The sequence below is a fragment of the Ancylobacter moscoviensis genome (genome assembly GCF_007559435.1).
Classification (GTDB): Bacteria; Pseudomonadota; Alphaproteobacteria; order Rhizobiales; family Xanthobacteraceae; genus Ancylobacter; species Ancylobacter moscoviensis.
In genome coordinates this window covers 577,448-602,955 of the sequence record NZ_VMBP01000001.1, presented here as the reverse complement: position 1 = coordinate 602,955, position 25,508 = coordinate 577,448, and the positions used below count along the sequence as shown (strand labels likewise).

30 protein-coding genes are annotated in these 25,508 nt (G+C 69.4%); 9 read left to right on the top strand and 21 right to left on the bottom strand.

The genetic code is table 11. From position 1 onward, the window contains the following. Nucleotides 1–197 precede the first annotated feature (197 nt). Nucleotides 198–1,427, top strand: coding sequence for a penicillin-binding protein activator (locus FO470_RS02785; protein WP_144341387.1), 1,230 nt, complete (start codon nt 198–200; stop codon nt 1,425–1,427). A 15-nt stretch (nt 1,428–1,442) separates the two neighbouring features. Here the strand turns inward: FO470_RS02785 and hemW are convergent, their stop codons facing one another. From hemW to rph, 3 genes are read right to left on the bottom strand one after another with little or no spacing between them, the layout of a single operon-like run. Then, the gene (gene hemW / locus FO470_RS02780; protein WP_144341386.1) at nt 1,443–2,615 is read right to left on the bottom strand and encodes a radical SAM family heme chaperone HemW; all 1,173 of its coding nucleotides are present in this window, start codon (nt 2,613–2,615) and stop codon (nt 1,443–1,445) included. A 1-nt stretch (nt 2,616) separates the two neighbouring features. Beyond that, nucleotides 2,617–3,282, bottom strand: coding sequence for a non-canonical purine NTP pyrophosphatase (locus FO470_RS02775; RefSeq protein ID WP_144341385.1), 666 nt, complete (start codon nt 3,280–3,282; stop codon nt 2,617–2,619). Next, nucleotides 3,279–3,992, bottom strand: a complete 714-nt coding sequence (gene rph, locus FO470_RS02770) for a ribonuclease PH (RefSeq protein ID WP_144341384.1) — start codon at nt 3,990–3,992, stop codon at nt 3,279–3,281. The genes FO470_RS02775 and rph overlap by 4 nt, the downstream gene beginning before the upstream one ends. A gap of 181 nt (nt 3,993–4,173) precedes the next feature. On the opposite strand from rph, the gene hrcA reads away from it, so the two are divergent. Together hrcA and grpE are read left to right on the top strand one after the other, a co-directional pair. Continuing rightward, the gene (gene hrcA, locus FO470_RS02765) at nt 4,174–5,274 is read left to right on the top strand and encodes a heat-inducible transcriptional repressor HrcA (protein ID WP_144341383.1); all 1,101 of its coding nucleotides are present in this window, start codon (nt 4,174–4,176) and stop codon (nt 5,272–5,274) included. An 82-nt stretch (nt 5,275–5,356) separates the two neighbouring features. Then, the gene (gene grpE / locus FO470_RS02760) at nt 5,357–5,989 is read left to right on the top strand and encodes a nucleotide exchange factor GrpE (protein WP_144341382.1); all 633 of its coding nucleotides are present in this window, start codon (nt 5,357–5,359) and stop codon (nt 5,987–5,989) included. Nucleotides 5,990–6,067: 78 nt separating this feature from the next. Here grpE and FO470_RS02755 read toward each other — a convergent pair whose 3' ends face one another. The 9 genes from FO470_RS02755 to hisB form a co-directional block, all read right to left on the bottom strand. After that, the gene (locus tag FO470_RS02755) at nt 6,068–7,048 is read right to left on the bottom strand and encodes a hypothetical protein (RefSeq protein WP_144341381.1); all 981 of its coding nucleotides are present in this window, start codon (nt 7,046–7,048) and stop codon (nt 6,068–6,070) included. A 48-nt stretch (nt 7,049–7,096) separates the two neighbouring features. Next, complete coding sequence (locus tag FO470_RS02750) at nt 7,097–7,744, bottom strand: alpha-ketoglutarate-dependent dioxygenase AlkB family protein (RefSeq protein ID WP_144341380.1); 648 nt, start codon at nt 7,742–7,744, stop codon at nt 7,097–7,099. Between the two features lie 9 nt (nt 7,745–7,753). After that, complete coding sequence (gene coaA, locus FO470_RS02745) at nt 7,754–8,713, bottom strand: type I pantothenate kinase (RefSeq protein WP_144341379.1); 960 nt, start codon at nt 8,711–8,713, stop codon at nt 7,754–7,756. A gap of 123 nt (nt 8,714–8,836) precedes the next feature. Beyond that, nucleotides 8,837–9,172 (bottom strand): phosphoribosyl-ATP diphosphatase, encoded by a 336-nt coding sequence (locus tag FO470_RS02740; RefSeq protein ID WP_144341378.1) that lies wholly within the window; start codon nt 9,170–9,172, stop codon nt 8,837–8,839. A gap of 12 nt (nt 9,173–9,184) precedes the next feature. Next, complete coding sequence (gene hisF, locus FO470_RS02735) at nt 9,185–9,970, bottom strand: imidazole glycerol phosphate synthase subunit HisF (RefSeq protein WP_144342028.1); 786 nt, start codon at nt 9,968–9,970, stop codon at nt 9,185–9,187. A gap of 11 nt (nt 9,971–9,981) precedes the next feature. Continuing rightward, entirely contained in the window at nt 9,982–10,716 is a 735-nt protein-coding gene (gene hisA / locus FO470_RS02730) for a 1-(5-phosphoribosyl)-5-[(5-phosphoribosylamino)methylideneamino]imidazole-4-carboxamide isomerase (protein ID WP_144341377.1), read from the bottom strand. Beyond that, nucleotides 10,713–11,372: an imidazole glycerol phosphate synthase subunit HisH gene (hisH, locus tag FO470_RS02725; protein WP_418655038.1), complete on the bottom strand. Its 660-nt coding sequence runs from the start codon at nt 11,370–11,372 to the stop codon at nt 10,713–10,715. The genes hisA and hisH overlap by 4 nt, the downstream gene beginning before the upstream one ends. Then, a complete protein-coding gene (locus FO470_RS02720) occupies nt 11,372–11,890 on the bottom strand; it encodes a DUF2628 domain-containing protein (protein ID WP_144341375.1) in 519 nt (172 codons plus the stop codon). Before FO470_RS02720 ends, hisH begins: the two co-directional genes overlap by 1 nt. 32 nt (nt 11,891–11,922) lie before the next feature. Next, nucleotides 11,923–12,516, bottom strand: a complete 594-nt coding sequence (gene hisB, locus FO470_RS02715) for an imidazoleglycerol-phosphate dehydratase HisB (RefSeq protein ID WP_144341374.1) — start codon at nt 12,514–12,516, stop codon at nt 11,923–11,925. A 166-nt stretch (nt 12,517–12,682) separates the two neighbouring features. On the opposite strand from hisB, the gene FO470_RS02710 reads away from it, so the two are divergent. From FO470_RS02710 to hslU, 3 genes are read left to right on the top strand one after another with little or no spacing between them, the layout of a single operon-like run. Next, nucleotides 12,683–13,924 carry an MFS transporter gene (locus FO470_RS02710; protein ID WP_144341373.1) on the top strand — a complete coding sequence of 414 codons (1,242 nt, stop codon included), beginning with the start codon at nt 12,683–12,685 and terminating at the stop codon, nt 13,922–13,924. A gap of 53 nt (nt 13,925–13,977) precedes the next feature. After that, nucleotides 13,978–14,523, top strand: a complete 546-nt coding sequence (gene hslV / locus FO470_RS02705; protein ID WP_144341372.1) for an ATP-dependent protease subunit HslV — start codon at nt 13,978–13,980, stop codon at nt 14,521–14,523. 47 nt (nt 14,524–14,570) lie between these two features. Continuing rightward, on the top strand, nt 14,571–15,878 hold the full coding sequence (gene hslU, locus FO470_RS02700; protein ID WP_144341371.1) for an ATP-dependent protease ATPase subunit HslU: 1,308 nt from the start codon (nt 14,571–14,573) through the stop codon (nt 15,876–15,878). A 48-nt stretch (nt 15,879–15,926) separates the two neighbouring features. Here the strand turns inward: hslU and FO470_RS02695 are convergent, their stop codons facing one another. The 4 genes from FO470_RS02695 to FO470_RS02680 are packed head-to-tail and all read right to left on the bottom strand — an operon-like array spanning nt 15,927 to nt 18,915. Beyond that, nucleotides 15,927–16,292, bottom strand: a complete 366-nt coding sequence (locus FO470_RS02695) for a helix-turn-helix domain-containing protein (RefSeq protein WP_144341370.1) — start codon at nt 16,290–16,292, stop codon at nt 15,927–15,929. Then, nucleotides 16,289–16,888: a Smr/MutS family protein gene (locus FO470_RS02690; RefSeq protein ID WP_144341369.1), complete on the bottom strand. Its 600-nt coding sequence runs from the start codon at nt 16,886–16,888 to the stop codon at nt 16,289–16,291. The genes FO470_RS02695 and FO470_RS02690 overlap by 4 nt, the downstream gene beginning before the upstream one ends. After that, the gene (gene mltA / locus FO470_RS02685; protein WP_144341368.1) at nt 16,888–18,171 is read right to left on the bottom strand and encodes a murein transglycosylase A; all 1,284 of its coding nucleotides are present in this window, start codon (nt 18,169–18,171) and stop codon (nt 16,888–16,890) included. Before mltA ends, FO470_RS02690 begins: the two co-directional genes overlap by 1 nt. 12 nt (nt 18,172–18,183) lie before the next feature. Continuing rightward, nucleotides 18,184–18,915 (bottom strand): Tim44/TimA family putative adaptor protein, encoded by a 732-nt coding sequence (locus tag FO470_RS02680; protein WP_144341367.1) that lies wholly within the window; start codon nt 18,913–18,915, stop codon nt 18,184–18,186. A 433-nt stretch (nt 18,916–19,348) separates the two neighbouring features. Here FO470_RS02680 and secB point away from each other — a divergent pair, with 433 nt between their 5' ends. After that, nucleotides 19,349–19,816, top strand: a complete 468-nt coding sequence (gene secB, locus FO470_RS02675; RefSeq protein ID WP_144341366.1) for a protein-export chaperone SecB — start codon at nt 19,349–19,351, stop codon at nt 19,814–19,816. 39 nt (nt 19,817–19,855) lie between these two features. Here the strand turns inward: secB and dnaQ are convergent, their stop codons facing one another. From dnaQ to FO470_RS02650, 5 genes are read right to left on the bottom strand one after another with little or no spacing between them, the layout of a single operon-like run. Then, nucleotides 19,856–20,554 carry a DNA polymerase III subunit epsilon gene (gene dnaQ / locus FO470_RS02670; protein ID WP_144341365.1) on the bottom strand — a complete coding sequence of 233 codons (699 nt, stop codon included), beginning with the start codon at nt 20,552–20,554 and terminating at the stop codon, nt 19,856–19,858. Continuing rightward, nucleotides 20,547–21,197 (bottom strand): dephospho-CoA kinase, encoded by a 651-nt coding sequence (coaE, locus tag FO470_RS02665; protein WP_144341364.1) that lies wholly within the window; start codon nt 21,195–21,197, stop codon nt 20,547–20,549. The genes dnaQ and coaE overlap by 8 nt, the downstream gene beginning before the upstream one ends. Next, a complete protein-coding gene (locus tag FO470_RS02660; protein ID WP_144341363.1) occupies nt 21,194–22,039 on the bottom strand; it encodes a shikimate dehydrogenase in 846 nt (281 codons plus the stop codon). Before FO470_RS02660 ends, coaE begins: the two co-directional genes overlap by 4 nt. Further along, nucleotides 22,036–22,668, bottom strand: coding sequence for a Maf family protein (locus tag FO470_RS02655; protein WP_144341362.1), 633 nt, complete (start codon nt 22,666–22,668; stop codon nt 22,036–22,038). The genes FO470_RS02660 and FO470_RS02655 overlap by 4 nt, the downstream gene beginning before the upstream one ends. After that, the gene (locus FO470_RS02650; protein WP_144341361.1) at nt 22,661–23,527 is read right to left on the bottom strand and encodes a pyruvate, water dikinase regulatory protein; all 867 of its coding nucleotides are present in this window, start codon (nt 23,525–23,527) and stop codon (nt 22,661–22,663) included. Before FO470_RS02650 ends, FO470_RS02655 begins: the two co-directional genes overlap by 8 nt. A gap of 327 nt (nt 23,528–23,854) precedes the next feature. On the opposite strand from FO470_RS02650, the gene hemE reads away from it, so the two are divergent. Together hemE and hemJ are read left to right on the top strand one after the other, a co-directional pair. Beyond that, the gene (gene hemE, locus FO470_RS02645) at nt 23,855–24,886 is read left to right on the top strand and encodes a uroporphyrinogen decarboxylase (protein WP_246659452.1); all 1,032 of its coding nucleotides are present in this window, start codon (nt 23,855–23,857) and stop codon (nt 24,884–24,886) included. Between the two features lie 15 nt (nt 24,887–24,901). After that, complete coding sequence (hemJ, locus tag FO470_RS02640) at nt 24,902–25,327, top strand: protoporphyrinogen oxidase HemJ (RefSeq protein WP_144341359.1); 426 nt, start codon at nt 24,902–24,904, stop codon at nt 25,325–25,327. Nucleotides 25,328–25,508 lie beyond the last annotated feature (181 nt).

Genomic DNA, 25,508 nt, shown 5'->3' with positions numbered 1-25,508 from the left:
CGTGTGCGGGACAAGGCCCGCCTTCCGACGGCCAACACTTTCCGTGAACACGTGGATATGTCGGCCATTCATCCATCGTGACCGCCCCGCACGGTGACAGGGCGAGGCCCTCTGTCCTACAAAGGACGATGGTGCCCGTCGTGCTGGCGGGCGTGCGATTTTCTCCGAACGCCGGGCGCGATGAGCGATACAGCACGATGAGCGAAGACGACTTCCCCCGGCCGATCGACGAAGAACGACGGCTAGCGGGCGTGCGGGCGCGCAACGCCACCCGGCGCGGCTTCCTGGTGATGGCCGGCGCGGCGGCGCTCGCCGCCTGCTCCTCGGGCCCTGATGTCGCGCCACCGCAATCCTCGCTTCCCGCCCCGGCCCTGCCGCCCGGCGGCAATACCGCGCCCGGCACCGGCACGCCCATCGGCCTGATCCTGCCGCTCGGTGCCAGCGGCAACGCCGCGACGGTGGCGCAGGCGTTGCAGAACGCGGCGGATCTGGCGCTGTCGGAATTCGCCGGCGCCCGGCTGCGGCTGATCGTCAAGGATGACGGCGGCACCGGCCCGGGCGCGCAGACGGCCGCCCAGCAGGCGCTGGACGAGGGCGCGCGCGCCATCATCGGCCCGCTCTTCGCCCATTCCGTCGCCGCCGCCGGGCAGGTCGCCCGGCAGCGCGGCGTGCCGCTGGTCGGCTTCTCCACCGACACCAATGTCGCCACGCAGGGCGTCTACCTGCTCAGCTTCCTGCCGCAGACCGACGTCGAGCGCGGCGTCCGCTACGCCGCCTCCATCGGGCGGCGCTCCTTCGTCGGGCTGGTGCCGGACAACGCCTACGGCTCGGTGGTCGAGGCCGCCTTCCGCGAGACCGTGCCGGTCGTCGGCGGGCGCATCGTCGGGCTGGAGCGCTACGCGCCCGGCCAGTACGCGGAAGCCGCGCGGCGCGTTGCCGGTTCCGCCGTGCAGGCCGACGCGGTGTTCCTGCCGGATGCCGCCGACGCGGTGCCTCAGGTGCTCCAGGCGCTGGCGGCGGCGGGGGTGAACCTGACCGGCAAGCAGCTCATCGGCACCGGCCTGTGGGACGATCCGAAGCTCTTCGCCGCGCCCTCGCTCAATGGCGGCATCTTCGCCGCGCCCGATCCGGCCGGTTTCCGCGCGTTTGCCTGGCGCTACCGCGCGCGCTACGGTCGCGAGCCCGTGCGCACCGCCGCCCTCGCCCATGATGCGGTGTCGCTGATGGCGGCGCTGGTCAACAGCTATGGCGAGAACGGCATCACGGACGCGGCGATCCAGAATCCGTCGGGCTTCAGCGGCGTCGACGGGATCTTCCGCTTCCGGGCCGACGGTACCAACCAGCGCGGCCTGGCGGTGATGCAGATTGCCGCTGGTTCGACGCGGATCGTCAGCCCGGCCCCGCGCAGCTTCGCGCAGGCGACCTGAAGGCGGCCGGCGCCGCTACGCCGCCAGATCGGCGACGATGGCGTCGAGCACGGGCAGGCCGATGGCCGTCGCGCGCAGGCGCTCGCCGGGCAGTTCCTCGATCAGGCCTTCCGCCAGGAGGGTAGCAAAATGCGTAGCATCGAGGTCGCGACCGGCCAGCCGCGCGAAGCGCGCGCGGTCGATACCCTCCGTCAGCCGCAGCCCCATCAGCAGATATTCGTCGGCCTGTTCGGCGCGCGAGAGCCGCTCGTCGACGATGACGCCGTGGCCCGCCTGCTCGACCCGCGCCACCCATTCCTCCGGACCGCGCTCGGTGGAGGTGGCGACCCGGCCCTCGGGCGTGTCGAGCCGGCCATGGGCGCCGGGGCCGACGCCGGCATATTCGCCGTAGCGCCAGTAGAGCAGGTTGTGGCGGCTTTCCGCCCCCGGCCGGGCGTGGTTCGAGATCTCGTAGGCGGGAAGGCCGGCGGCCAGCGTGGTCTCCTGCGTCACGTCCCACAGGGCGCGGGCGGCATCGCCGTCGGGCACGATGAGCCGGCCGGCCCGGTGCAGCGCGGCGAAGGGCGTGCCGTCCTCGATGGTGAGCTGGTAGAGCGAGAGGTGCTCGCAGCCCTCGTCGATGGCGCGCTTCAGCTCGGCCGCCCAGTCCTCCGGCTTCTGGTCGGGGCGGGCATAGATGAGGTCGAAGGACACACGTTCGAAGGCGGCGCGCGCCACCGCCACCGCGCCCAGCGCTTCCTGTGCCGTGTGCATGCGCCCGAGCGCCTTCAGTGCGGCGTCGTCCAGCGCCTGAACCCCCAGCGAGACGCGGTTGACCCCCGCCGCGCGGTAGCCTCGGAAACGCCCGGCCTCCACGCTGGTCGGGTTCGCCTCCAGCGTCACCTCCGCACGCGCGTCGAGCGGCCAGGCGGTGTCGATGGCCTCGAGGATCGCCCCGACCGTGGCCGGATCCATCAGCGAGGGAGTGCCGCCGCCGAAGAACACGCTCTGGGTGCGCCGCTGGCCGATGCGCTGGCGCGTATGGGCGATCTCGGCCCGGAAGGCGGCGACGAAGCGCGCCTGGTCGGGCGGGGAATGGCGGACATGGGAGTTGAAGTCGCAATAGGGGCACTTGGCCTTGCAGAAGGGCCAGTGCACATAGACGCCGAAGCCGGGATCGACCGGCGGCGGCGCCGGGCGCGGCGCCACCTCAGTCAAACGTCGCCCCGAAGGCGGCCTGCGCCAGCGCGATGAAGGCGCGGGCGCGGTGCGAGAGGCCCCGGCCGAGCGGCGGCAGGCCGTGCTTCTCGGCGCCCGTCATCTCGCCGAAGGTGCGCGGATTGTCTTCAGGCTGGCCGTCCGGCTGGAACATCGGGTCGTAGCCGAAGCCGGCCGGCCCGCGCGGCGGCCACACCAGCGTGCCGTTCACCACGCCTTCGAAATCCTCCACATGGCCGTCGGGCCAGGCGAGGCAGAGAGCGGAAATGAAATAGGCGCGGCGCAGGTCCGGCAGCTCCGCCCCGGCTTCGCGCAGCTCCTCTTCCACGCGGGTCATCGCCGCCATGAAGTCCTTCTCCGGCCCCGCCCAGCGGGCGGTGTAGAGCCCCGGCGCGCCGCCGAGCGCGTCCACGCACAGGCCGGAATCATCGGCGAAGGCCGGCAGGCCGGACGCCCTGGCGGCGGCGACCGCCTTGATGCGGGCGTTCTCGGCGAAGGTGAGGCCGGTCTCATCGGGCTCGGGCAGGCCGAGCTCGCCGGCCGAGACGGCATCGACTCCGTAGGGCGCCAGCAGGCCTCGCATTTCCTCCAGCTTGCCCGGATTATGCGTGGCGATGACGATGCGTCCTTCGAGGCGCCGATGCGGCTCGCTGCTCATGATACGGCCAGCTTCTGCAGATCGACCAGCTTGGTGATGCCCTTGCGGGCGAGGCCCAGCATGGCGTTGAACTCGTCCTCGGTGAAGGGCGTCTTCTCCGCGGTTCCCTGCACCTCGACGAAGCCGCCGGAGCCGGTCATCACGAAATTCACGTCCGTATGCGCCTCCGAATCCTCGGCGTAGTCGAGATCGAGGCGCGGCTCGCCGTCGATGATGCCGCAGGAAACGGCGGCCAGATGGTCGCGCAGCGGAACGGCTGGGATCATGCCGCGCGACTTCATCCAGCTCAGGCAGTCATGCAGCGCGATCCACGCGCCGGTGACGGAGGCGGTGCGGGTGCCGCCATCAGCCTGGATGACGTCGCAATCGACGGTGATCTGACGCTCGCCGAGCTTTTCGAGGTCCACCACCGCGCGCAGCGAGCGGCCGATGAGGCGCTGGATCTCCTGGGTGCGGCCGGACGGCTTGCCGGTCGTCACCTCACGGCGGGTGCGCTCATGGGTGGCGCGCGGCAGCATGCCGTATTCCGCCGTCACCCAGCCGCGGCCCTGGCCCTTGAGCCACGGCGGCAGGCGCTCTTCCAGCGTCGCAGCCACCAGCACATGGGTTTCGCCGAACTTCACCAGGCAGGAGCCCTCGGCATGACGCAGCACGCCGCGCTCGAAGCTGACGGAGCGCATCTCGTCGGGAAGGCGGCGGGAAGGGCGCATGCGGGCGGTCTCCTGAAACGCGGGTCGGCGGGACCCCTCTGGCCGGCCCTTGTAAGGGCGCGGCCGCGCCGGTGCAATGACCGGGGACGGCGCCGGACCAGAGCGCTTGAACCCACCGCCCGATTACCGAGATAATAGGACACGACCAACGGGATCGACCGACCGGAACCACAGGCTCGCAATGCCCATCGAACCTCTGCTGTCCGCTGCCGCGCCGCAGCTCGCCCGGCTCGACGAACGCTCGCGCGAGATTTTCCGCCAGATCGTCGAGACCTATCTCGCCACGGGCGAGCCGGCGGGCTCGCGCAACATCTCCCGCCTCATCCCGATGACGCTCTCGCCCGCCTCCGTGCGCAACGTGATGGCGGACCTCGAGGCGGCCGGGCTGATCTACGCTCCTCACACCAGCGCCGGCCGGCTGCCGACCGAGCGCGGACTGCGCTTCTTCGTCGACGCGCTGCTGGAGATCGGCGACGTCTCCGAGGATGAGCGCAACTCCATCGAGACGCAGGTGCGCGCCGCCGCCCGCGCCCAGACCGTGGATGGCGTGCTGGCGGAAGCCTCGAACCTGCTTTCCGGCCTGTCGCGCGGCGCCGGCGTCGTCACCACCGGCAAGACGGATGTACGGCTCAAGCACATCGAATTCGTGCCGCTCGACGCGACGCGGGCGCTGCTGATCCTCGTCTCCGAGGACGGGGAGGTGGAGAACCGCCTCGTGCCGCTGCCGGTCGGCCTGCCGGTCTCGGCGCTGGTGGAGGCGACGAACTTTCTCGCCTCGCTGACGCGCGGGCGCACGCTGGCCGAGCTGCGCGGCGAGGTGGAGCGCACACTCACTGCCCGCCGCGCCGAGCTCGACGAGCTGACCGCGCGGGTGGTGGAGACCGGCCTCGCAAGCTGGTCCGGCGGCGACACGGCGGAGCGGCGACTCATCGTGCGCGGCCAGACGCGGCTGCTCCACGACCTCCGGGCGATCGAGGATCTGGAGCGGGTGCGGCTGCTGTTCGACGACCTCGAAGCCAAGCAGGAGGTGGTCGACCTGCTGGGCCGCGCCGAGGGCGCGCAGGGGCTGCGCATCTTCATCGGCTCGGAGAACAAGCTGTTCTCGCTGTCCGGCTCGTCCACCATCGTCGCGCCCTATCGCGACGGGCAGGGGCGGGTGGTCGGCGTGCTCGGGGTCATCGGGCCGACGCGGCTGAACTATGCCCGGATCGTGCCGATGGTCGACTTCACCGCCCGTGTCGTCAGCCGCGTGCTGGCCGGCCCGGGAATTGACGCGGCTTGATTTTTCCTGTCCCCGACCCGATATGGCGGGCGTCCGCGGAACGACGCTCCGCCGGCAAATCCATTCTCCCGACGAGGTGCTTATGAGCGACGACAACCGCAACCCGGCTGACCAGCCCGACGCTGACCGGCCCGACGTGGCGGCGCCGACTCCCGAAACGGCGGAGACTACGGCAGCGCCCGAAGACCTCGCCAGCCAGCTCGCCGCCGAGAAGGAGCGGCTGGAGGCCGAGGTCGCCACGCTCAAGGACAAGTTCCTGCGCGCCTTCGCCGAGGCCGACAATGTGCGCCGTCGCGCCGAGCGCGAGGTCGCCGATGCCAAGGTCTACGGCATCACCGGCTTCGCCCGCGACGTGCTCACGGTCGCCGACGATTTCGAGCGGGCGCTCGGGGTCATCGACGCCGAGGCGCGCGAAAAGGCCGAGGGCACGCTGAAGACGCTGCTCGACGGCATCGAGCTGACCTCGCGCGCGCTGACGCAGACGCTGGGCAAGCACGGCGTCGCCCGCATCGAGGCGGAGGGCGCCAAGTTCGATCCGAACCTGCACCAGGCGATGTTCGAGGTGCCGAACGCCGAGGTGCCTTCCGGCACGGTCGTGCAGGTCATCCAGCCCGGCTATAAGATCGGCGAGCGCGTGCTGCGCCCGGCACTGGTCGGCGTCTCCAAGGGCGGCCCCAAGGCCGCGCCGGTCGAGACCCCCGCCGCCGAGGGCTGATCGGCGCCATCCCAGATCGTGACGACAAGCGCCGGGCGGGAAACCGCCCGGCCTTTTCGTTTGCGAAGCGGAGGAGCCTCAGCGCATCTCGATGCTGTCGCGCAGGCCGCGCATGGCGGTGAAATCGGCGTCGAAATTCTCCTCGGGCGCGACGCCGACCATGCGCAGATAGCTGGTGCGGCCGAAGCGCAGCCACTGGGCGACCTTCAGCGGCTTGTCGGTCTTCATGTCGAGGCCCTTGCCGACCAGCTCGAAGCCGGCCTGGCCGCCAATGCGCAGTGGGCCGCCGCGCTCGACGCGCAGCTCCTTCACGCCCGGCACGCTGGAGATGGCCCGCTTGGCGACGCTCTCGCGCTCCTCCTCGCGGATGTCGCCCGGACCTGCGGCGACGATGAAGAACGCGTTGCCGGCCATGTCGGGCTCGCCGTCACCGGCCTTGCCGTCCGCCTTCTTGCCGTCATCCTTGGTCAGCAGCACGGCGCTGTTGCCGAGCACCTTCAGCACGCGATAGCCGGAGAGGTCGCCGAGGGTGAAGGGCAGGCGTGCCAGCAGCTCCTCGGTGCTTGGCGGCGCGCGGAACACGACCGAGCGCAGCGACGATTCGATCGTTTCGTCGCTGTAGCGGGCCGATGTCGGCTCGGGAAACTGGACCGTCACCATGCCGGTCTGCTCCTTGCCCCCGGCGATGAGAATCCACTTCTTCAGCGCCTCGCTGCCGACCGCCTGGTAGCCCTTGAGCAGCACCGCCTTGATGCCGTCGGGAAGCTCCACGTCACGGCGTTCCTCCACCGTCACGCCCTGCTTCTGCAGCTCCTTCGCGGCGACGTCGCTGGTGATCTCGGCGAAAGCCCGCTTCGGCATTTCCAGCACGAGGATCGAGGCCTTGGCCGCGCGATCCTGGAAGCCCGGCACGCCGGGTATCTCGCTCATGCCCTCCGGCGGCACGAGACCGATCGATCCCTGATTGGGAAAGACGGCCTGCGCGTTGGCCGCGGCGGCAGGGAGGCAGCAGGCCAGAAGGGAAAAAGCGGCGGCGGCAATGGGGACAACAAGGCGCATGCGCAATCCTTCAGAATCGATAGCTCGAACTTCGCCGTTTCTGCGGGCTCAACAAGGCGGAATTTCGCACGCCTCGCCACGATGCACCCGTCGTAACGTCAGATTGATGCGGCCGGGCTGCTTCAGCAAGGTCGACGTATCCGGCAGGATGCGGTCGATGCCGTGAAAGGCCAGCCGCGCCGGGCCCGACAGCAGCAGCGCGTCGCCGGAGGCGAGGCGGATGGAGCGCGTGGGATCCTTGCGCGACGTGCCGCCGACGCGGAACAGCGCCGTGTCGCCCAGCGAGAGCGACAGCACCGGGGCGCCGAACTCCTCCTCGTCGCGGTCCTGATGCAGACCCATGCGCGCGCCCGGCGCGTACCAGTTGATCAGGCAGGCCTCCGGCGCCCATGGCGAGCCGGCCAGCGCCCGCCATGCCGCCAGCAGGCGCGCGGGCATGGGCGGCCAGGGCGCCCCGGTCTCGGGATGGGTCGGCTGGTAGCGGTAGCCGGTCTCGTCCGACACCCAGCCCAGCGGCCCGCAATTCGACATGCGCACCGAGAAGGGCTTGCCGGTCCTCGGCATGCGCGGCGTGAACAGCGGCGCCTGCGCCAGTACCTGCCGCAGATCCTCGGCCAGCGCCTCCTGCTCGCCGCGGTCGAACCAGCCGGGCCAGTAGAAGCAGCCGGGCACGATCTCCACCGGGGACGGGGCCATTGGCGGCGCCTAGAGCTTGCGCAGCGCGACCGCCTCGACCTCATGGTCGCCGCCCTTGCGCAGGATGAGATCGGCGCGCTGGCGGGTGGGCAGGATATTCTCGCGCAGGTTCACGAGGTTGATGGACCGCCAGATGGAGCGGGCGGTGGCGTCGGCCTCCGTCCCGGACAGGCTGGCATAGCGGTGGAAATAGGCCTTGGGGTCACGGAACGCCGTCTCGCGCAGGCGCATGAAGCGCTCCACGTACCAGCGCTCCAGGATCGTCTCGTCGGCGTCGATATAGATCTTGAAGTCGAAGAAGTCGGAGACGAAGGGGATGCCCTTGCCGTCCTTTGGCGGACGGCTGGTCTGCAGAACGTTCAGCCCCTCGACGATGAGGATGTCCGGCTGGTCGACCTCCACCGAGGCATTGGGCGTCACGTCGTAGTTGAAGTGGCTGTAGATCGGCGCGCGCACCGGCCGCCGTCCGGCCTTGATGTCGGTGAGGAAATGCAGCAGCGCCGGCAGGTCGTAGCTTTCCGGGAAGCCCTTGCGCCCCATCAGCCCCTCCTGCTCCAGCACGGCGTTGGGCAGCAGGAAACCGTCCGTCGTCACCAGCGCCACCTTGGGCGTGTTCGGCCAGCGCGCCAGCAGCGCCTCCAGCACGCGCGAGGTGGTGGACTTGCCCACCGCCACCGAGCCGGCGACGCCGATGATGTAGGGCATCTTGCCGTTCTGCTCGGGACCGAGGAATTTCTGCATCTGCCGGAACAGCTTCTGCGTCGCGCCGACATAGATCGACAGCAGGCGCGACAGCGGCAGGTAGATTTCCTCGATCTCGGGCAGCGACAGGCGGTCGTTCAGGCCCTGGAGACGCTGGATCTCCTCCGGTTGCAGGGGCTGGGGCGTGTCCGCGCGCAGCGCCGCCCATTCGGCACGGCTGAAATTGCGGAAGGGTGACAGCCCCGCATCGTCGAGCTTCAGATCCATGGCAGCGTTTCCCGGCTCGCCTGGACATTGAAGACGCCAAGCGTTGGTCGACCGTATACCACAAGGTGACGACAAGGAACACCGCGAGGCCGCAGGTTACCGGCCGCCGCGATCCTCACTTCCTCAGCCCTTCGGGCGGGAAGCCTTCTCCTCGAGGCCGGACCGGTTCGTCCGGCGGCCCAGTTCCGCATAGACGTCTTCCAGGGGAACGCCGCGCGCCTGAAGCAGCACGACGAGATGGTAGAGAAGATCGGCGGTCTCCGATACGACGGCTTTCGTATCGGTCCCGACGGCGGCCAGCGCCGTCTCGACCGCTTCCTCGCCCAGCTTCTGGGCGCATTTGGCGACGCCCCTGGCGATGAGGGTGCGCGTATAGGAAGCCTCGCCCTCGCCGGAGGCGCGGCGGGCGACGATGGCGGCAAGGTCGTCGAGAGTGACGCGCGCCGTGTCCTCGGCCATGGTGGCCTCCTTCTAGAAATCACCGCCGCCGAAGCGGACGGGAAGCCCGGCCTCGGCGAGGCGCTGCTTGGCGGCGCCGATGGTGAAGGTGCCGAAATGGAAGATGGAGGCGGCCAGCACCGCCGACGCGCCGCCGGCCCGGATGCCGTCCACCAGATGGTCGAGCGTGCCGACGCCGCCCGAGGCGATCACCGGCACGGTCACGGCATCGGAGATGGCGCGGGTGAGCTTGAGGTCGAAGCCCTCCCCGGTGCCGTCGCGGTCCATGGAGGTGAGCAGGATCTCGCCGGCGCCGAGCGCGACGACTTCCCTCGCGTATTCGATGGCATCGATGCCGGTACGGTTGCGCCCGCCATGGGTGAAGATCTCCCAGCGGTCGGGCTCACCCTCGGCGGAGACCTTCTTGGCGTCGATGGCGACGACGATGCACTGCTCGCCGAACTTTTCCGCCGCCTCGCGTACGAATTCACGCCGGTTCACCGCCGCCGTGTTGATCGACACCTTGTCGGCGCCGGCGTTCAGCAAGGCGCGGATGTCCTCCACCGTGCGCACGCCGCCGCCGACCGTGAGCGGCATGAAGCACTGCTCGGCGGTGCGGCTGACCACGTCGATGAGCGTGCTGCGGGCCTCGACGCTGGCGGTGATGTCGAGGAAGCACAGCTCGTCGGCACCCGCCGCGTCATAGGCCTTCGCCGCCTCGACGGGATCGCCGGCATCGCGCAGGTCGACGAACTTCACGCCCTTGACGACGCGGCCGTCCTTTACGTCGAGGCAGGGGATGACGCGGACCTTGAGCATGGAATCCTCACTCATGCCGGCAAACCCGCCACCAGCGCCAGCGCGGCATGCGGGTCGAGCCGCCCATCATAGAGGGCACGGCCGGTGATGGCGCCTTCGAGCTTGGCGGCGCGCGGCTCCAGCAGAGCTCGCACGTCGTCGAGCGAGGCGAGCCCGCCCGAGGCGATGACCGGGATGGAGACGGCGTCGGCCAGCGCAATGGTGGCGTCGAGGTTGAGACCCTTCAGCAGGCCGTCGCGGGCGATGTCGGTGTAGATGATGGCGGCGACGCCGGCATCCTCGAAACGGCGGGCGAGCTCGGCGGCCTCAAGGTCCGAGGTCTCCGCCCAGCCCTCCACCGCGACGCGGCCGTCGCGCGCGTCGATGCCCACCGCCACGCGGCCGGGGAAGCGGCGAGCCGCCTCCTTCACGAAGGCCGGGTCGCGCACCGCCGCCGTGCCGAGGATGACGCGGGTAATGCCCTTCGCCAGCCACGCCTCGACGCCCGCGAGATCGCGGATGCCGCCGCCGAGCTGCACCGGCATGCCGACGGCTTCCAGAATGCGCTCGACCGCATGGGCGTTGACCGGCTTGCCGGCGAAGGCGCCGTCGAGATCGACGATGTGCAGGTAGCGGAAGCCCTGGCTTTCGAACTGCGCGGCCTGCTGGGCGGGGTCATGATTGAAGACGGTGGCGCGCGCCATGTCGCCCTGCTGCAGGCGCACGCACTTGCCTTCCTTGAGATCGATGGCGGGAAAAAGGATCACGGCGTCCACTTGAGGAAATTGGCGAGGAGAGCGAGGCCGAGGCGCTGGCTCTTCTCGGGATGGAACTGCGTGCCGGCGATGTTGTCGCGGCCGACCATGGCGGTGATCTTGCCGCCATACTCGCTCGTCGCGATCACCTCGCCCGGATGCGCGGCGCTCAGGTGATAGGAATGGACGAAATAGGCATCGAGCCCGCCCTCGCCCGTCGGAATGCCTTCCAGAAGCGGATGCGGACGGGCGACGGTGAGCGAATTCCACCCCATGTGCGGAATCTTCAGGGAGGGGTCGCCCGGCACGATCCGGGTGACGTCGCCCTCGATCCAGCCCAGCCCCTCGGTGACGCCGTGCTCCAGACCGCGCGAGGCCATGAGCTGCAGGCCGACGCAGATGCCGAGGAACGGGCGTCCGCCCGTGATCACCGCCTCGGTGAGCGCCTCCACCATGCCGGGCACGGCATCGAGCCCGCGGCGGCAATCGGCATAGGCGCCGACGCCCGGCAGCACGATGCGGTCGGCACGGCGCACGATGTCGGGATCGGCGGTGACCACCACGGTACGGTCGGTGCCGCTCTCGCGGGCGGCGCGCTCCAGCGCCTTGCCCGCCGAATGCAGGTTGCCGGAACCGTAGTCGATCAGGGCGACGGGCGCGGGCGGCATCATCGACGGGCCTCCGGAAACAGGCCGAGCACGGCGGATTCCACCGGGCGGGCCGGCGGGGGAACGGAAGACGCGCCCCATTCGCCGGCCGGCGCGTCGAGGCGCGGCCGGGCGAGCGGGACGAGCGACGCGCCGCCGAGGCGGGCGTCGAGATAGCGCTGCTCGGCGGCTTCCAGCTTCGGCGCCACGACGGTGCCGGCCTCCTCGAAGCCGCGCGCGGCGAGGCGGGCATGGCGCAGGCCCGGCAGCATCACCGCCACCGCGACATTCGCCACCAGAAGCAGGATGCCGGCATTGCTATCGAGGCCGAGCAGGCGCATGGCGACGAGCAGCGCGCCCTGCACGAGCAGATAGACGACGAGCGCCAGCCACAGCCGGTGGCGCAGCAGCACCAGCGGCGCCAGCAGGAGCGCGCTCCACGAGATGCGCTCGGGCACGAAGACCAGGCCCTCCGCCCAGTGATGGGTCGCGCGCGCCTCGTCCGCCGCCTCGGGCTCGAAGACTGTCCAGACCGCCATGTTCCTCAGCCGTTCGCTCTCAACCACTGAGATCAGCCACCGAGGCTGCCCTTGGTGGAGGGGATCTCGCCCGCCGCCGCCGGATCGATGGCCACCGCCGCACGCAGGGCGCGGGCGAGGCCCTTGAAGCAGCTCTCCGCTATATGGTGCGCGTTCACGCCGTACAGAGTCTCGACGTGCAGCGTCAGGCCGGCATTGACGGCGAAGGCCTGGAAGAACTCGCGCACCAGCTCGGTATCGAACTCGCCGATCTTCGGCGCCGGGAACTCGGTGCGGAAGACGAGGAAGGGCCGGCCGGAAATGTCGAGCGCGACGCGGGTCAGCGTCTCGTCCATCGGCAGGTGCAGGCTGGCGTAGCGGGTGACGCCGCGCATGTCGCCGAGCGCCGCCTTCACCGCCTGGCCGAGCGCGATGCCGACATCCTCCACCGTGTGGTGGAAGTCGATGTGCAGGTCGCCCTTGGCCTCGATCTCCATGTCGATGCGCGAATGGCGCGCCAGCAGGTCCAGCATGTGGTCGAAGAAGCCAACCCCGGTCGCGATCGTCGCCTTTCCCGTGCCGTCGAGATCGACGGAGAGGCGGATCTGCGTTTCCTTGGTGGCGCGGGCGATGCTGGCGGTGCGCATGATGGGGCTCCCGGAGAGCCGGCGTCTTAGCAGCTATAGTGTTGCGATGCCATACGCGCCGCGCCGTGCCCGACAAGAGGCTGGCGCGGCTGGCGAAACGCCGTCATCATGGCCGCCATCCCGCCCATTCCCGCCACCCGTCCCGGTCATCGCCCCGGAGTGCCCGATGGACCTCGCCACGCTGCGTGCCCGCGCCCCACTGTTCCTCGCCGTCTTCATCGACATCTTCTCCTTCGGGCTGATGTATCCGCTGATCGTCGCCCTGTTCGAGAACGGGACGATCGTCGCTGGCTACGCGCCTTCGACGCGCGACACGCTGCTCTCGCTGGCCTTCTCGCTGTTCCCGATCGGCATGTTCTTCGGCGCCTCGCTGCTCGGCGACCTCTCCGACGCGGTGGGGCGGCGGCGCACGCTGATGATCTGCATGGCGGGGCTGGCGGCGAGCTACGGGCTGATGTGGCTGGCGCTGGAAGTGGGCCATCTCTGGCTATTCTTCCTCGGCCGGCTGTCCTCCGGGCTGATGGCGGGAACCGCGCCGATCGCGCAGGCCTCGGTCGTCGACGCGGCGCCCGAGGACCGGCGCAGCGCCGCCATGGCGCAGGTCGTGCTGGTCAATACGCTCGGCATGGTGGCGGGCCCGGCCATCGGCGGGGTGCTCGGCCACTGGGATTTCCGCCTGCCGCTCGGCCTCGCGCTGGCGCTGTGCCTGCTCACCCTCGTGCTGCTGCGCTCCGCCCATTTCGCCAGCGACGAGGCGCGCCGCGCCTTCAGCCTCGACTGGAAGCAGCCCTTCCGGCTGCTGGCCCGCGTCAGTGACCGGCCGGCGATCATCGTGCCGGCGGCGTCCTTCTTCCTGTTCCAGTTCGGCTTCCTGATCTACTACACCTTCATCCTCATCGAGATGCAGCGTTCCTACGGCTTCACCACCGCCGATCTCGGCCTGTTCTCCATGGTGATGGGGCTCGGCTGCGCCTTCTCCTCGGCCATCGGCTTCCGGTATGTGCGGGCGTGGCTCGGCAGCGACAAGCCGACCGCGCTCCTCGGCCTCGCCCTGTGCGGCGCCTTCCTGATCGTCAGCGGCCTGCCGCTGCCGGCCTGGGGACAGGTGGCGGTGGCCTTCCTGTCGACCGCCAGCAACATCCTCGCCTTCATCACCCTGCTCGCCGCCGTCTCCTCGGCGGTGGACGAGACCGAGCGCGGCTGGGCGCTGGGCATCGCCAATGCCGGAGTGGCGCTCTCGGTATTCCTGGCGGGACTGCTCACCGGCCTTCTGGTCTTCCTGCCGGCCGATGTCTTCCTCATCGTCGGCGGCGTCATCGTGCTCGCCGGCATCCTGCCGGGGCTGAAGCTGGCGGAGCCTGCGACGGGCACGGAGCTGCAGGACCAAGCTGCCGCCGAGTTGCGCTGACGCTTCGAGGCCTTAAGTAAGGGCTCTCGGAGCCTTCCACAGCAGAGCCCTGCATGACCCATTCCCCCGACACGATCTACGGCACCACCATCGTCTCCGTCCGCTCCGGCGGGCGCGTCGCCATCGGCGGCGACGGGCAGGTGACGCTCGGCAACACGGTGATGAAGTCCAACGCCCGCAAGGTGCGGCGGCTGGGCAAGGGCGACGTGATCGGCGGCTTCGCCGGCGCCACCGCCGACGCCTTCACCCTGTTCGAGCGGCTGGAGGCCAAGCTGGAGCAGTATCCGGGCCAGCTTCAGCGCGCCGCCGTGGAGCTCGCCAAGGACTGGCGCACCGACCGCTATCTGCGCCGGCTGGAAGCGATGATGATCGTCGCCGACAAGAACATCACGCTCGTGCTCACCGGCACCGGCGACGTGCTGGAGCCGGAGAATGGCATCGCGGCCATCGGCTCAGGCGGCGGCTACGCGCTGGCGGCCGCCCGCGCGCTGGCCGACAGCGGGCAGGACGCCGAGGCGATCGTGCGCAAGAGCCTCGGCATCGCGGCCGACATCTGCATCTACACCAACCAGAACGTGGTGGTCGAAACCATCGGCTGAGAGGCGCGCGCGCCCTCTGCCTTTCCGTTCCTTTCGAAAGACGCCCGATGACCAGCTTCTCGCCCCGCGAAATCGTCTCCGAGCTCGACCGCTACATCGTCGGCCAGCACAACGCCAAGCGCGCGGTGGCCATCGCCCTGCGCAACCGCTGGCGGCGCCAGCAGCTGGAGGGCCAGCTGCGCGAGGAGGTGCTGCCGAAGAACATCCTGATGATCGGCCCGACCGGCGTCGGCAAGACCGAGATCTCCCGCCGCCTCGCCAAGCTCGCCGGGGCCCCCTTCCTGAAGGTGGAAGCCACCAAGTTCACCGAGGTCGGCTATGTCGGGCGCGACGTCGAGCAGATCGTGCGCGATCTCGTCGAGGTCGGCATCGGCCTCGTGCGCGAGGCCAAGCGCAAGGGCGTGGAGGCCAAGGCGCATCTCGCCGCCGAGGAACGGGTGCTCGACGCGCTGGTCGGCACCACCGCCTCGCCCGGCACCCGCGAGAGCTTCCGCAAGAAGCTGCGCGATGGGCTGATGGACGACAAGGAGATCGAGGTCGAGGTCTCCGCCGGCAATCAGGGCATGCCGATGTTCGAGATTCCCGGCATGCCGGGAGCCCAGATGGGCGCGATCTCCCTTGGCGACATGTTCGGCAAGGCCTTTGGCGGGCGCACCAAGCCGCGCCGGGTGACGGTGCGCGATGCTCACCCGCTTCTCCTGTCGGAAGAAGCCGACAAGCTGATCGACCAGGACGCCATCGTGCAGGACGCGATCCGCGCGGTGGAGGAGAACGGTATCGTCTTCCTCGACGAGATCGACAAGATCGCCGGCTCCGAGCGCCGGGGCGGAGCCGACGTCTCGCGCGAGGGCGTGCAGCGCGACCTGCTGCCGCTGATCGAGGGCACGACGGTCTCGACCAAGCACGGGCCGGTGAAGACCGACCACATCCTGTTCATCGCCTCCGGCGCCTTCCACGTCTCCAAGCCCTCGGACCTGCTGCCCGAATTGCAGGGCCGCCTGCCGATCCGCGTCGAGCTGGAGGCGCTGAGCCGCGAGGACTTCAAGCGCATCCTCACCGAGACCGAGGCGAGCCTGGTGAAGCAGTCGGTGGCGCTGATGGGCACGGAAGGCGTCACGCTCACCATCACCGAGGACGCGGTGGAAGCGATCGCCGACGTCGCCGTGCAGGTGAACGCCAGCGTCGAGAACATCGGGGCGCGGCGCCTGCAGACGGTGATCGAGCGGGTGCTGGACGAACTGTCCTTCACCGCGCCGGACCGCGCCGGCGACACGATTGTGGTGGACGGGGCCTATGTGCGCGAGCGTGTCGCGGACCTCGCCGGCAATACCGATCTGAGCCGCTACATCCTTTGAATCGGATACGAAACGAGTTCCCCGGTTTCACGTGAAACCGGGGCCGGCTCACCCGGGCCGGCTGAGGATCTTGAGCCGGCCGAGCAGCTCCGCCACCGCTTCCGGCGGCAGGGTGGCGATCTCGCGGGCCAGCAGGTTCGCCAGCTCCGTCGCCTCCGGCGCGAGGCCGGAGGTGTCGACCACGACGCGCGGATCGGACATCTCCGCGAGCGCGCGCAGCGCTTCCGCCTCGTCCCAGATGACGTTGAAATAGGCCATGATGCGCTGGAGCATCATGAAGGTCGGCTGGCCGCGCTTGCCGTGCTCCAGCGCCGAGAGATAGGCGGCGGAGACGCCGATCTGCTCGGCCATCTGCGACAGCGTCACGCCGCGCTCGGCGCGCATCTCGCGCATGCGGCGGCCGAAGGGCGTCATGGCAGGCCTCCGCGCACGCGCCGCACCCGCACATAGAGCGCGCCCTCCCCGCCATGCCCGCGCGCGGCGGTCTCGAAACCGACCACCACGGCACGCAGCTCCGGCGCGGCGAGCCATTGCGGCACCAGCCGGCGCAGCACGCCACGCCCGCCCTCGCCGGCGAGGAACGGCGCCCCGTCGCCCTTGCCGGTGATGACGAGCACCAGCGAATGACCGGAGCCCTGCGCCCCGCGCAGGAAGGCAATCAGCCGGCCGTGGGCCGCCGCCTGGGTCATGCCGTGCAGGTCGAGCCGCGCATCGACCTCCGCCCCGCGCGACAGGCGGCGGCGCTGCTTCGGTTCCAGCGGCGCCAGCGGCGGCGGGCCGGGCGGCTTGGGGGGCGGGGGCGGTGGGAGAAAACCCGCGCGGGCGGGTTTCACCGCCTTGCGGTTCGCCGTCTCCGCAGCGGGAGCATCCTCCAGCGGCGTTTCGACGGGCGCCGTCCGGGCGAGCGGGCGCATGGGCTGGATGGAGCGCGTCACATGCTCCCACAGCGCCTTCTCCTCCGGCTGGAGGGGACGCCGGCGCCGCGGGCGCCCGGTTCCGTCGCCGGTCATCACGGCGTTTCCGCGACGGCGGGAACCGGCGGCCGGGCGGGCGGCAACGGCACGCGGCGCCGCGCCGGATCGAGCGCGCGCGGCAGCAGGATGACGAAGCGGCCGGGATGCTGGATGCGGCCGGCCACCGCACCGGGCTCCTTGCCGGCGCCGAAGAAGATGTCGGCGCGCGCCGGCCCGACGATGGCCGACCCGGTATCCTGCGCGATCATCAGCCGCTCGAAAGGCTCGACGGCGCCGTACCTGCCGGTCGGCAGCGCCGCGTCGATGTAGAAGGGCGTGCCGTAGACATGGATGTTCTTGTCGACCGCGATGGAACGGCCGGCGGCCAGCGGCTGCCCCTGCGCGCCCACCGCGCCGTCGTCGCCCTTCAGCTCGTGGGCGACGCGGAAGAAGACATAGGAGCGGTTCTGCCGCATCAGTTCGCGCCCCTCCTCGGGATGGGCGGCGATATAGGCGCGGATCGCGTCCATCGACATCTTCTCGCGCGCCACCAGCCCGCGGTCGATGAGGATGCGCCCGACCGGCGTATAGGCCTGGCCGTTATGGCCGTCATAGTTCAGGCGCAGCACGTGGCCATCCGGCAGCCGAACCCGCACCGAGCCCTGGATATGGGCGAAGAAGGCATCCGCCGGATCACGGATCCAGGCGACCTCCAGTCCCTGCCCTTTCAGCGCGCCGTCCTCGATGGCGGCACGGTCGTGATAGGGCACAAGCTGGCCGTCCACGCGGCGGAACGCCTTGCCCTTGTTGGCGGGCGGGCCGTCCTTGGGTGGCGCCTCGATGACGAGATCCGGCGGGCGGCGATAGAGCGGGGTGGCGAATTCGGCCGAAGGGGTGAGCGAGCCTTCCACCTCCGGCTCGTAATAGCCGGTGAGGAAACCGTCGGGCTGGTCGACGGGACTGATGCGGAAGGGGCGGAATTCCTTCTCGAAGAAGGCTTTGGCACCCTTGTCGTTCACCTTTCCGGGCAGGCGCGCCGCCTGTGCGCAGACCTTGCGCAGGGCGGTGAAGACCGACCGGGCGGGGGTGACAGCGTCCGGCTTGGAAGCGATGCGGGCGCAGCTCTTGCGGAAGGTGGCGAAAGCGCTTGCATGGTCATCGCCCGCCCAGCCGGGCAGCGCGTCGAAGCCGATGGGCTCCAGCGCCGCCTGCGGAAAGAGCGGTTCCGGCGTGGAAGACGCGGCGAGGACAGGCCGCACGCCGACGGTCCCCGGCAGAACGGGCGGCAGGGCGCCGGTCAGAAAGCCGGACGCGGCGAGGATGACGAGATGGACACGCACCCCGTCATCTTCTCACGAAGCCGCTTCGGTGGCGACCAGCTTCCAGTTCGGGTCGCGGGTGCCGAGCTCGCGGGAGAAGGTCCAGACATCGGTGACATCAGCCACCTGCTCGGGATCGCCGTCGATCACCGCGCCGTTCTTGTCGCGGGTGACGGAGATGAGCTGCGAGAGGAAGCGCAGCGTGATCTGCGCGGTGCGCCCCTTGGCGCCGGCCTCGATGATCTCGACCTTGTTGATGCCGACGAACTGCGTCTGCATCGTCTCGCCGCGCTGCTCGCGCTCGGCGATGGCGGCGGAGAAGCCGTCGAACACGTCGCGCGCCAGCAGCTCCTTCAGCGTCGCGCGGTCGCCATTGGCGAAGGCGACGACGATCATCTCATAGGCGGAGCGCGCGCCGGTGAGGAAGTGCTGGACGTCGAAGCCGCGCTCCTGCGCGGCGATGGCGTCGAGGCCGTTGGCCACGGCCGAGCCGACTTCGGCGACGCCGGCCCAGCGCGCGGGCGCCGGTTCCTCGGTCTCGGCCTCGGTCGCATCGACGGTTTCCGGCACGGGCGGCTTCTCGGCGGTGCCGGGGAAGTTCACCACCTTGTCGGACGGACCGGCCGGTGCCTTGGCGGCGTCGCGGCGCGAATAGGGATCGTAAGGCGGCCGCTCCCGCCCCGTACGCTGTCCCAGCACGCTGCGCAGCCGTATGAAGATGAACACGGCGAGGGCCAGGAAGATGATCGTATAAATATCGAACACGTCGCAGTTCGCCGTTGTTGTACCGTCGCCGGACCCACCTTTCCGGCGCTGGGGTGATTTCTGAATCTGGGGCGCCTGCGATCCGTTCCAAGCGGCGACGGGCCGGACGTCCTTCAGACCTATTTACGACGTCTGGGCGATTTCGCCACCCCATCCATGCCCCAGGGTCATCACTTCGGGCGGAACGGCGCGCGCCGGATCGTCGTCACCGAAGAGTAGAACAAGCCGCCGGCCTGCGCCATGCCATGGCTGAACGCTCCCTCCCTCCGGGACCGGAAGGCCCGCACAGGGCGGTACTGCTTGTGACGTGCGAGCAACCGTGTTAGCGACACCGGCCCATTGCGAAGACCGTCTGCGGCGGACGAACCGACCCAGCGGCACCATGCGCCGGCGCCCTGCGGGGGCCTGTCCGGCGGACCCCACGGAGATTCTAATGGCCGAAACCGAAAACGCCGCCTCGATGCCGACGCTGCAGGTGCTGACCCAGTACACCAAGGACCTGTCCTTCGAGAATCCGGGCGCGCCGGAATCGCTGGTCGTGAAGGGCCAGCCGCAGATCGGCATCCAGATCAACGTCAACGCGCGCCCCGTGCGCGAGGGCGGCGAATACGAGGTCGAGCTGAAGGTCGAGGCCAAGGCCGAGCTCGGCGGCAAGACCCTGTTCGCGCTGGAGCTGGTCTATGCCGGCATCTTCCGCGCCCAGAACGTGGCGCAGGAGACGATCCACCCGTTCATCCTGATCGAATGCCCGCGCATGCTGTTCCCGTTCGCGCGCCAGATCGTCGCCGACACCGTGCGCAACGGCGGCTTCCCGCCGCTGATGATCGATCCGGTGGACTTCGTGACGCTCTATCGCCAGCGCATGGCGCAGCAGCAGCCGAACAACGTGTTGGCTTCCTGACGCCACACCGGCCTGTCGACGACCCGCGCGGCCGGAAGCTCAGCTTTCGGCCGTATATTCTTTCCAGATCGCGGCGTCGCCGAGCGTGGCGACGAACGCCTCGTGCGCGGCGGTTTCCTCGGGGTGGACGCGCGGAGCGAGAGGGCGCGGCCGCTGGAGCGGCGCTGACGACTGGCGGTCGCCCAGGCTGCCGGCAACCTCCGCGACGGCGAGGCTGAGCGTGGTCTGCTTGCCCCCGCACAGCTCGGCATAGACTTCCGCCAGAAGCTCGGAATCGAGCAGCGCCCCGTGCTTGGTGCGGCGCGAGCCGTCGATGCCGTAGCGCGCCATCAGGTCGTCGAGACGATTCGACGCACCGGGATGCCGCCGCCGGGCGAGGCTCAGCGTGTCCACCACCCGGTCGAAGGTGATGGCGGCCCGGCCGGCCTTGCCAAGCTCGGCATTGATGAAGCCGATATCGAAGGCCGCGTTGTGGATGATTAGCGGGTCATTGCCGATGAAGGCGAGGAAGTCGTCCACCACCTGGGTGAAGAGCGGCTTGTCGGACAGAAACTCCGCCGACAGGCCGTGGACGTTGAACGCCTCCACCGGCATGTCGCGCTCGGGATTGAGGTAGACGTGGTAGACCTGCCCGGTCGGGATGCGGTTGAGAATCTCCACGCAGCCGATCTCCACCAGCCGGTCGCCGGTGAGCGGGTTGAGGCCGGTGGTCTCGGTATCGAGCACGATCTCACGCATCGTCGTCTCCTTGCGCATTCGTCCCGGCGCCATCGGCTCCGGCGAGGCGTTCGCGCAGCCCCGCCAGCAGGGCCGCGACCGCAGCGCGGGCATGATCCAGTCCGTGGCCGGTGTCGATCACATAATCGGCGCGGCGCCGCTTCTCCGAATCGGGAAGCTGCCGGGAGAGAATCGCCGCGAATTTCTCCTCCGTCATGCCCGGACGGGCGAGAACCCGCGCGCGCTGCACAGATTCCGGCGCGGTGACGACGACCACCGCATCGACCCGGCCCTGCGCGCCGCTTTCGAACAGCAGGGGGATATCGAGCACGGCCACCGGCTCGCCCATCGCGGCCGCCTGCGTGAGAAAGGCCGCCTCGCGGGCGCGCACCAGCGGGTGGACGATGGATTCCAGCCTCTTCATCGCCGTATCGTCGTCGAGCACCCGCGCGCCGAGCAAGGCCCGGTCGATCCGCCCGGCGACCGTGACGCCGGGAAAGGCCGCCTCGACCGGCACGACGCCCTCGGCGCCATAGAGCGCGTGCACGGCGGCATCCGCATCGTGCACTGGCACGCCGAATTCCCGGAAGATGCCGGCGGTGGTCGACTTGCCCATGCCGATCGAGCCGGTGAGGCCGAGGCGAAAGGGCGTGGATCCGGTCACGTCAGCTGGCCCTTGGCGGCAAGATCAGCGATGGCGAGCGCCCGCAGTTCCGGCGTGACCTCCGGGCGCACGCCGAACCAGCGCTCGAAGCCGGGCACCGCCTGATGCAGCAGCATGCCGAGCCCGTCGACCGTGGCAAGACCCCGCGCCTTCGCCACCTTCAACAGGGGCGTTTCCAGCGGCACATAGACGATGTCCGTCACCAGCGCGTCCGGCGACAGCGCGGACAGGTCGATGTCGAGCGGCGGCTGGCCCTTCATGCCGAGCGAGGTGGTGTTGACCAGAAGGCGGCAACCATCGAGACGGCTGGCAAGGTCACGCCAGTCCACCGGCAGCACGCGCGGCCCGAACTGATCGCGCAATGCCTCGGCGCGGGCGCGTGTGCGGTTCGCCACCACGACCCGGTCGATGCCGCGACTGAGAAGTCCGTAGACGACCGCGCGGGAAGCCCCGCCGGCCCCCAGCACCACCGCCTCCCCCAACGCACGCGCCCATTCCGGCTCAGCCGCGTCGAGATTGGCGAGGAAGCCGTGAACGTCGGTATTGGCGCCGCAGAGCCGGCCATCCTCGAGCCAAAGCGTGTTGACCGCGCCGAGCGCCTCCGCCACCGGATCGCGCTCCACGGCCGCCCGGAAGGCGGCTTCCTTGTGCGGGACGGTGACATTGGCTCCGACGAGGCCGCTGCCGGCGAAATCGGCGAGAAAGGCCTCGATCCGCTCCGGCGGCACGTCGCGCAGCCCGTAATCGCCGTCGATCCCGTGCTGCTTCAGCCAGTAGCCATGGATCAGCGGCGAGCGGGAATGGGCGACCGGGTGGCCGATAACGGCAGCATGGCGGGTCACAACAGGACTCCCTGACGGCGCAGAAAGGCGAGAAGCGGCAGCAGCGGCATTCCCAGTATCACCGAGTGATCGCCTTCCACACGTTCGAACAGATGGATGCCCAGCCCTTCGAGCTGATAGCCGCCGACGCTGGAGAGCACCGCCGGCCCGGCCGCCGCGAGATAGGCGTCGAGCGATGCCCCGTCGAGCGGCCGCATGGCGAGATGGGCGGATTCGACCGTCTCGAACAACACCGTGCCATCATGGGTGACGGCGATCGCCGAGTGCAGGGCATGGGTCCGCCCGGCAAGGCGGGCGATCTGCATCCGCGCCGCCGCCATGTCGGCTGGCTTGTGGAAGGCTTCATCCCCGAGCGCCAGCGTCTGGTCGGCGCCGATGACCAGACGGCCCGGATGCGCCGCGCTGCCGGCCAGCGCCTTGGCACGGGCCAGCACGCTGGCGATCTGCGCCGGGCCAAGGCCCCTGCCCGCCGCCTCCGATTCCAGCGTGCGCTCGTCCACATCGACCCCGACCGCCTCGAAAGGCAGACGTGCCGCTTCGAGCAAAGCCCGGCGGGCGACGCTCTTCGAAGCGAGGACGAGCGGCTCGGAACCTCGCCAAAGGCCGTTCTGTCGCGACGAATCAGGCACCTGAACTCTCGGAAAGCTTGCGCCGGTGTTCCTGCAACAGACCGATGATGGCGGCCGCCGTCTCCTCGATGGACCGACGCGTGACGTCGATCATCGGCCAGCCATTCTTGGCGCAGAGACGGCGGGAAAAGGCGATCTCCTCCGCCACCGACTGGCGGTCCGTATAAGCATCCACCGACTGCGCCGCGTTGAGCCCGAGAAGCCGGTTGCGGCGGATCTCCACCACGCGCTCGGCGCTCGCCAGCAAGCCGACGATCAGCGGACGCTTCAGCTCCGACAGACCGGGCGGCACCGGCAACCCGGGCACCAGCGGGATGTTGCCGGTCTTGATGCCGCGATTGGCGAGATAGATGCTGGTCGGCGTCTTGGACGAGCGGGAAATGCCGAGCAGCACGACATCCGCTCCCTCCAGCCCGTCCACATGCTGGCCGTCATCGTGCATGACGGTGAAGTTCATCGCGTCGATACGGCGGAAATAATCGCCGTCGAGCTGATGCTGGCCGCCGACGCGCGGCTCTGGCACGCCGCCGAGATAAGCCTGGAACAGCCGCACCACCGGCGCCAGCACGGAAAGGACCGGCACGCCGTTTTCCTGGCAATAGGTCTTCAGGCGGTTGCGCAGCTCCGGCTCGGTCAGCGTGTACAGCACGATGCCGGGATATTCGTCGATGGCCTGGATGACCTTGTCGAGCTGCTTGTGTGTGCGCACCAGCGGATAGATGTGCTCGATCGGCTTCACATTGTACTGCGCCGCCGCGGCACGGCCGACGCTGATCAGCGTCTCGCCGGTCGAATCCGACACGAGATGAAGGTGGTAATAGCTTTCCGACGGGCGGGCGGCATCAGTCACGCCGGTCATCCACAGGGCTGTGCATGAGGATGGAACAAGCCATGCCCCAGCGACGTTAGCAAGTCCGGGCTGGGGAAAGCGACCCGTTTCCTCCACAGGGCATGGGCCTGTGCGTGAAATCGCCGGGCCTTTGGCGAACTGCGTGGATAATCCGCCGCGCCTGCCCTAACTTCCTGACACCGAAGCGATTTCGGAACGCGCACGCGCCGTCCCGCAGCGATCAAGCTGGGGGTCGGTTGTGATGGGCGAGGAACCCGTCTAATGCCCTCACCTAAACAAAGACGACTCTCCTTCAAAAGAGATTAAAGAAGTATGAAAGAGCCGGGGGACAACGGGATGGGCCTGCCCATCATGCTGCAGGCGCTCGACGGCCATGTGCCGAAGCGCACGCCGATCTGGATGATGCGCCAGGCGGGACGCTACCTCCCGGAATACCGGGCGGTGCGCGAGAAGGCGGGCGACTTCCTCTCCCTCTGCTACACGCCCGATCATGCCGTCGAGGTGACGCTCCAGCCGATCCGCCGCTTCGGCTTCGACGCGGCGATCCTGTTCTCCGACATTCTCGTCGTGCCGCATGCTTTGGGCTGTTCGCTCACCTTCGAGGCCGGCGAGGGACCGCGCCTCGTGCCTGTGACCAACGCGGCTGAGCTCGCCGCGCTGCGCGAGGAACTCGACCCCGGCAAGATCGACCGGGTGTTCGAGGCGGTCGCCCGTATCCGCGCCGAGCTGCCGCGCGAGATGGCGCTGCTCGGCTTCTGCGGGGCCCCGTGGACGGTGGCGACCTATATGGTCGCCGGACGCGGCACGCCCGACCAGGCGCCGGCGCGGCTGGTCTCGTTCATCGATCCCCCCTTCTTCGCGGCGCTGATCGACCGGCTGGTCGAGACCTCCGCGCGCTATCTGATCGGTCAGTTCCGGGCCGGTGCCGATGCGGTGCAGATCTTCGACAGCTGGGCGGGCGTGCTCGATCCGGAGGCTTTCCGCCGCTGGACCATCGATCCGATCCGGCGGATCGTGGCGGCGGTGCGGGCCGAAGTGCCGGGCGCGCGGATCATCGCCTTTCCCAAGGGTGCGACGCTCTCGGGCCTCACCGAGCTGGTGCAGGCGACGGGGGTGAATGGCGTCGGGCTGGACTGGACGGCGGACCGCCGCGCCACCCGCTATGCGCTCGGTGGCAAATGCGCGTTGCAGGGCAATCTCGATCCGCTGGCGCTGATCGCCGGCGGCAAGGCGCTCGACGGTGCCATCGATGCGCTGATGGAGGATTTCCACGGCGCGGCGCATATCTTCAATCTCGGTCACGGCATCCGGCCGGAGACGCCCATCGCCCATGTGGAACGCATGATCGCGCGGGTGCGGGGGAGCTGAGGAAGGCGGCTCGCCATGCTCTATGAGTGGATCAAGGCGCTGCACGTCATCGCCGTCATCTCGTGGATGGCGGGCCTGCTCTATCTGCCGCGGCTGATGGTCTATCATTGCGACGCGCCCGCCGGCTCGCCGCAGTCCGAGACCTTCAAGGTGATGGAGCGGCGCCTGCTGAAGGCGATCATGAACCCCGCCATGGGGGTGGCGTGGCTCGCCGGGCTCTATCTCGCCTGGGACGGCGGCTGGTATTTTTCCGGCTGGTTCCTCGCCAAATTCGCGCTGGTGCTCGGCATGAGCGGTTTCCACGGCTTTCTGGCCGAGCGGGTGCGCGATTTCGCCGAGGACCGGAACACCCGTCCGCCGCGTTTCTATCGCTTCATCAACGAGGTTCCGACGCTGCTGATGATCGGCATCGTGATCCTCGTCATCGTAAAGCCGTTTTGATCGCGTCAAAGCTTCGTGCGGCAGGCTTGCGCCGAATCGTGGCTTTGCCTATGTTGCCGCTACTTCCACGAAGCTGGCTGACGCTCCGCTTTGGCGGGCATCTTCCCCGATGCCGCCCGGTGTGTTCGGACAAGAGGCCGATCTTCTCGGCCAGGTCCGCAGACCAGCGTTTCCCACCCTT

Bases quoted from the DNA above. Each gene is read 5' to 3' on its own strand.
- FO470_RS02785 (WP_144341387.1), top strand. From the start codon at position 198: ATGAGCGAAGACGACTTCCCCCGGCCGATCGACGAAGAACGACGGCTA.
- FO470_RS02775 (WP_144341385.1), bottom strand. From the start codon at position 3,282: ATGAGCAGCGAGCCGCATCGGCGCCTCGAAGGACGCATCGTCATCGCC.
- rph (WP_144341384.1), bottom strand. From the start codon at position 3,992: ATGCGCCCTTCCCGCCGCCTTCCCGACGAGATGCGCTCCGTCAGCTTC.
- hrcA (WP_144341383.1), top strand. From the start codon at position 4,174: ATGCCCATCGAACCTCTGCTGTCCGCTGCCGCGCCGCAGCTCGCCCGG.
- grpE (WP_144341382.1), top strand. From the start codon at position 5,357: ATGAGCGACGACAACCGCAACCCGGCTGACCAGCCCGACGCTGACCGG.
- FO470_RS02755 (WP_144341381.1), bottom strand. From the start codon at position 7,048: ATGCGCCTTGTTGTCCCCATTGCCGCCGCCGCTTTTTCCCTTCTGGCC.
- FO470_RS02750 (WP_144341380.1), bottom strand. From the start codon at position 7,744: ATGGCCCCGTCCCCGGTGGAGATCGTGCCCGGCTGCTTCTACTGGCCC.
- coaA (WP_144341379.1), bottom strand. From the start codon at position 8,713: ATGGATCTGAAGCTCGACGATGCGGGGCTGTCACCCTTCCGCAATTTC.
- FO470_RS02740 (WP_144341378.1), bottom strand. From the start codon at position 9,172: ATGGCCGAGGACACGGCGCGCGTCACTCTCGACGACCTTGCCGCCATC.
- hisF (WP_144342028.1), bottom strand. From the start codon at position 9,970: ATGCTCAAGGTCCGCGTCATCCCCTGCCTCGACGTAAAGGACGGCCGC.
- hisH (WP_418655038.1), bottom strand. From the start codon at position 11,372: ATGCCGCCCGCGCCCGTCGCCCTGATCGACTACGGTTCCGGCAACCTG.
- FO470_RS02720 (WP_144341375.1), bottom strand. From the start codon at position 11,890: ATGGCGGTCTGGACAGTCTTCGAGCCCGAGGCGGCGGACGAGGCGCGC.
- hisB (WP_144341374.1), bottom strand. From the start codon at position 12,516: ATGCGCACCGCCAGCATCGCCCGCGCCACCAAGGAAACGCAGATCCGC.
- FO470_RS02710 (WP_144341373.1), top strand. From the start codon at position 12,683: ATGGACCTCGCCACGCTGCGTGCCCGCGCCCCACTGTTCCTCGCCGTC.
- hslV (WP_144341372.1), top strand. From the start codon at position 13,978: ATGACCCATTCCCCCGACACGATCTACGGCACCACCATCGTCTCCGTC.
- hslU (WP_144341371.1), top strand. From the start codon at position 14,571: ATGACCAGCTTCTCGCCCCGCGAAATCGTCTCCGAGCTCGACCGCTAC.
- FO470_RS02695 (WP_144341370.1), bottom strand. From the start codon at position 16,292: ATGACGCCCTTCGGCCGCCGCATGCGCGAGATGCGCGCCGAGCGCGGC.
- FO470_RS02690 (WP_144341369.1), bottom strand. From the start codon at position 16,888: ATGACCGGCGACGGAACCGGGCGCCCGCGGCGCCGGCGTCCCCTCCAG.
- secB (WP_144341366.1), top strand. From the start codon at position 19,349: ATGGCCGAAACCGAAAACGCCGCCTCGATGCCGACGCTGCAGGTGCTG.
- dnaQ (WP_144341365.1), bottom strand. From the start codon at position 20,554: ATGCGTGAGATCGTGCTCGATACCGAGACCACCGGCCTCAACCCGCTC.
- FO470_RS02650 (WP_144341361.1), bottom strand. From the start codon at position 23,527: ATGACCGGCGTGACTGATGCCGCCCGCCCGTCGGAAAGCTATTACCAC.
- hemE (WP_246659452.1), top strand. From the start codon at position 23,855: ATGGGCCTGCCCATCATGCTGCAGGCGCTCGACGGCCATGTGCCGAAG.
- hemJ (WP_144341359.1), top strand. From the start codon at position 24,902: ATGCTCTATGAGTGGATCAAGGCGCTGCACGTCATCGCCGTCATCTCG.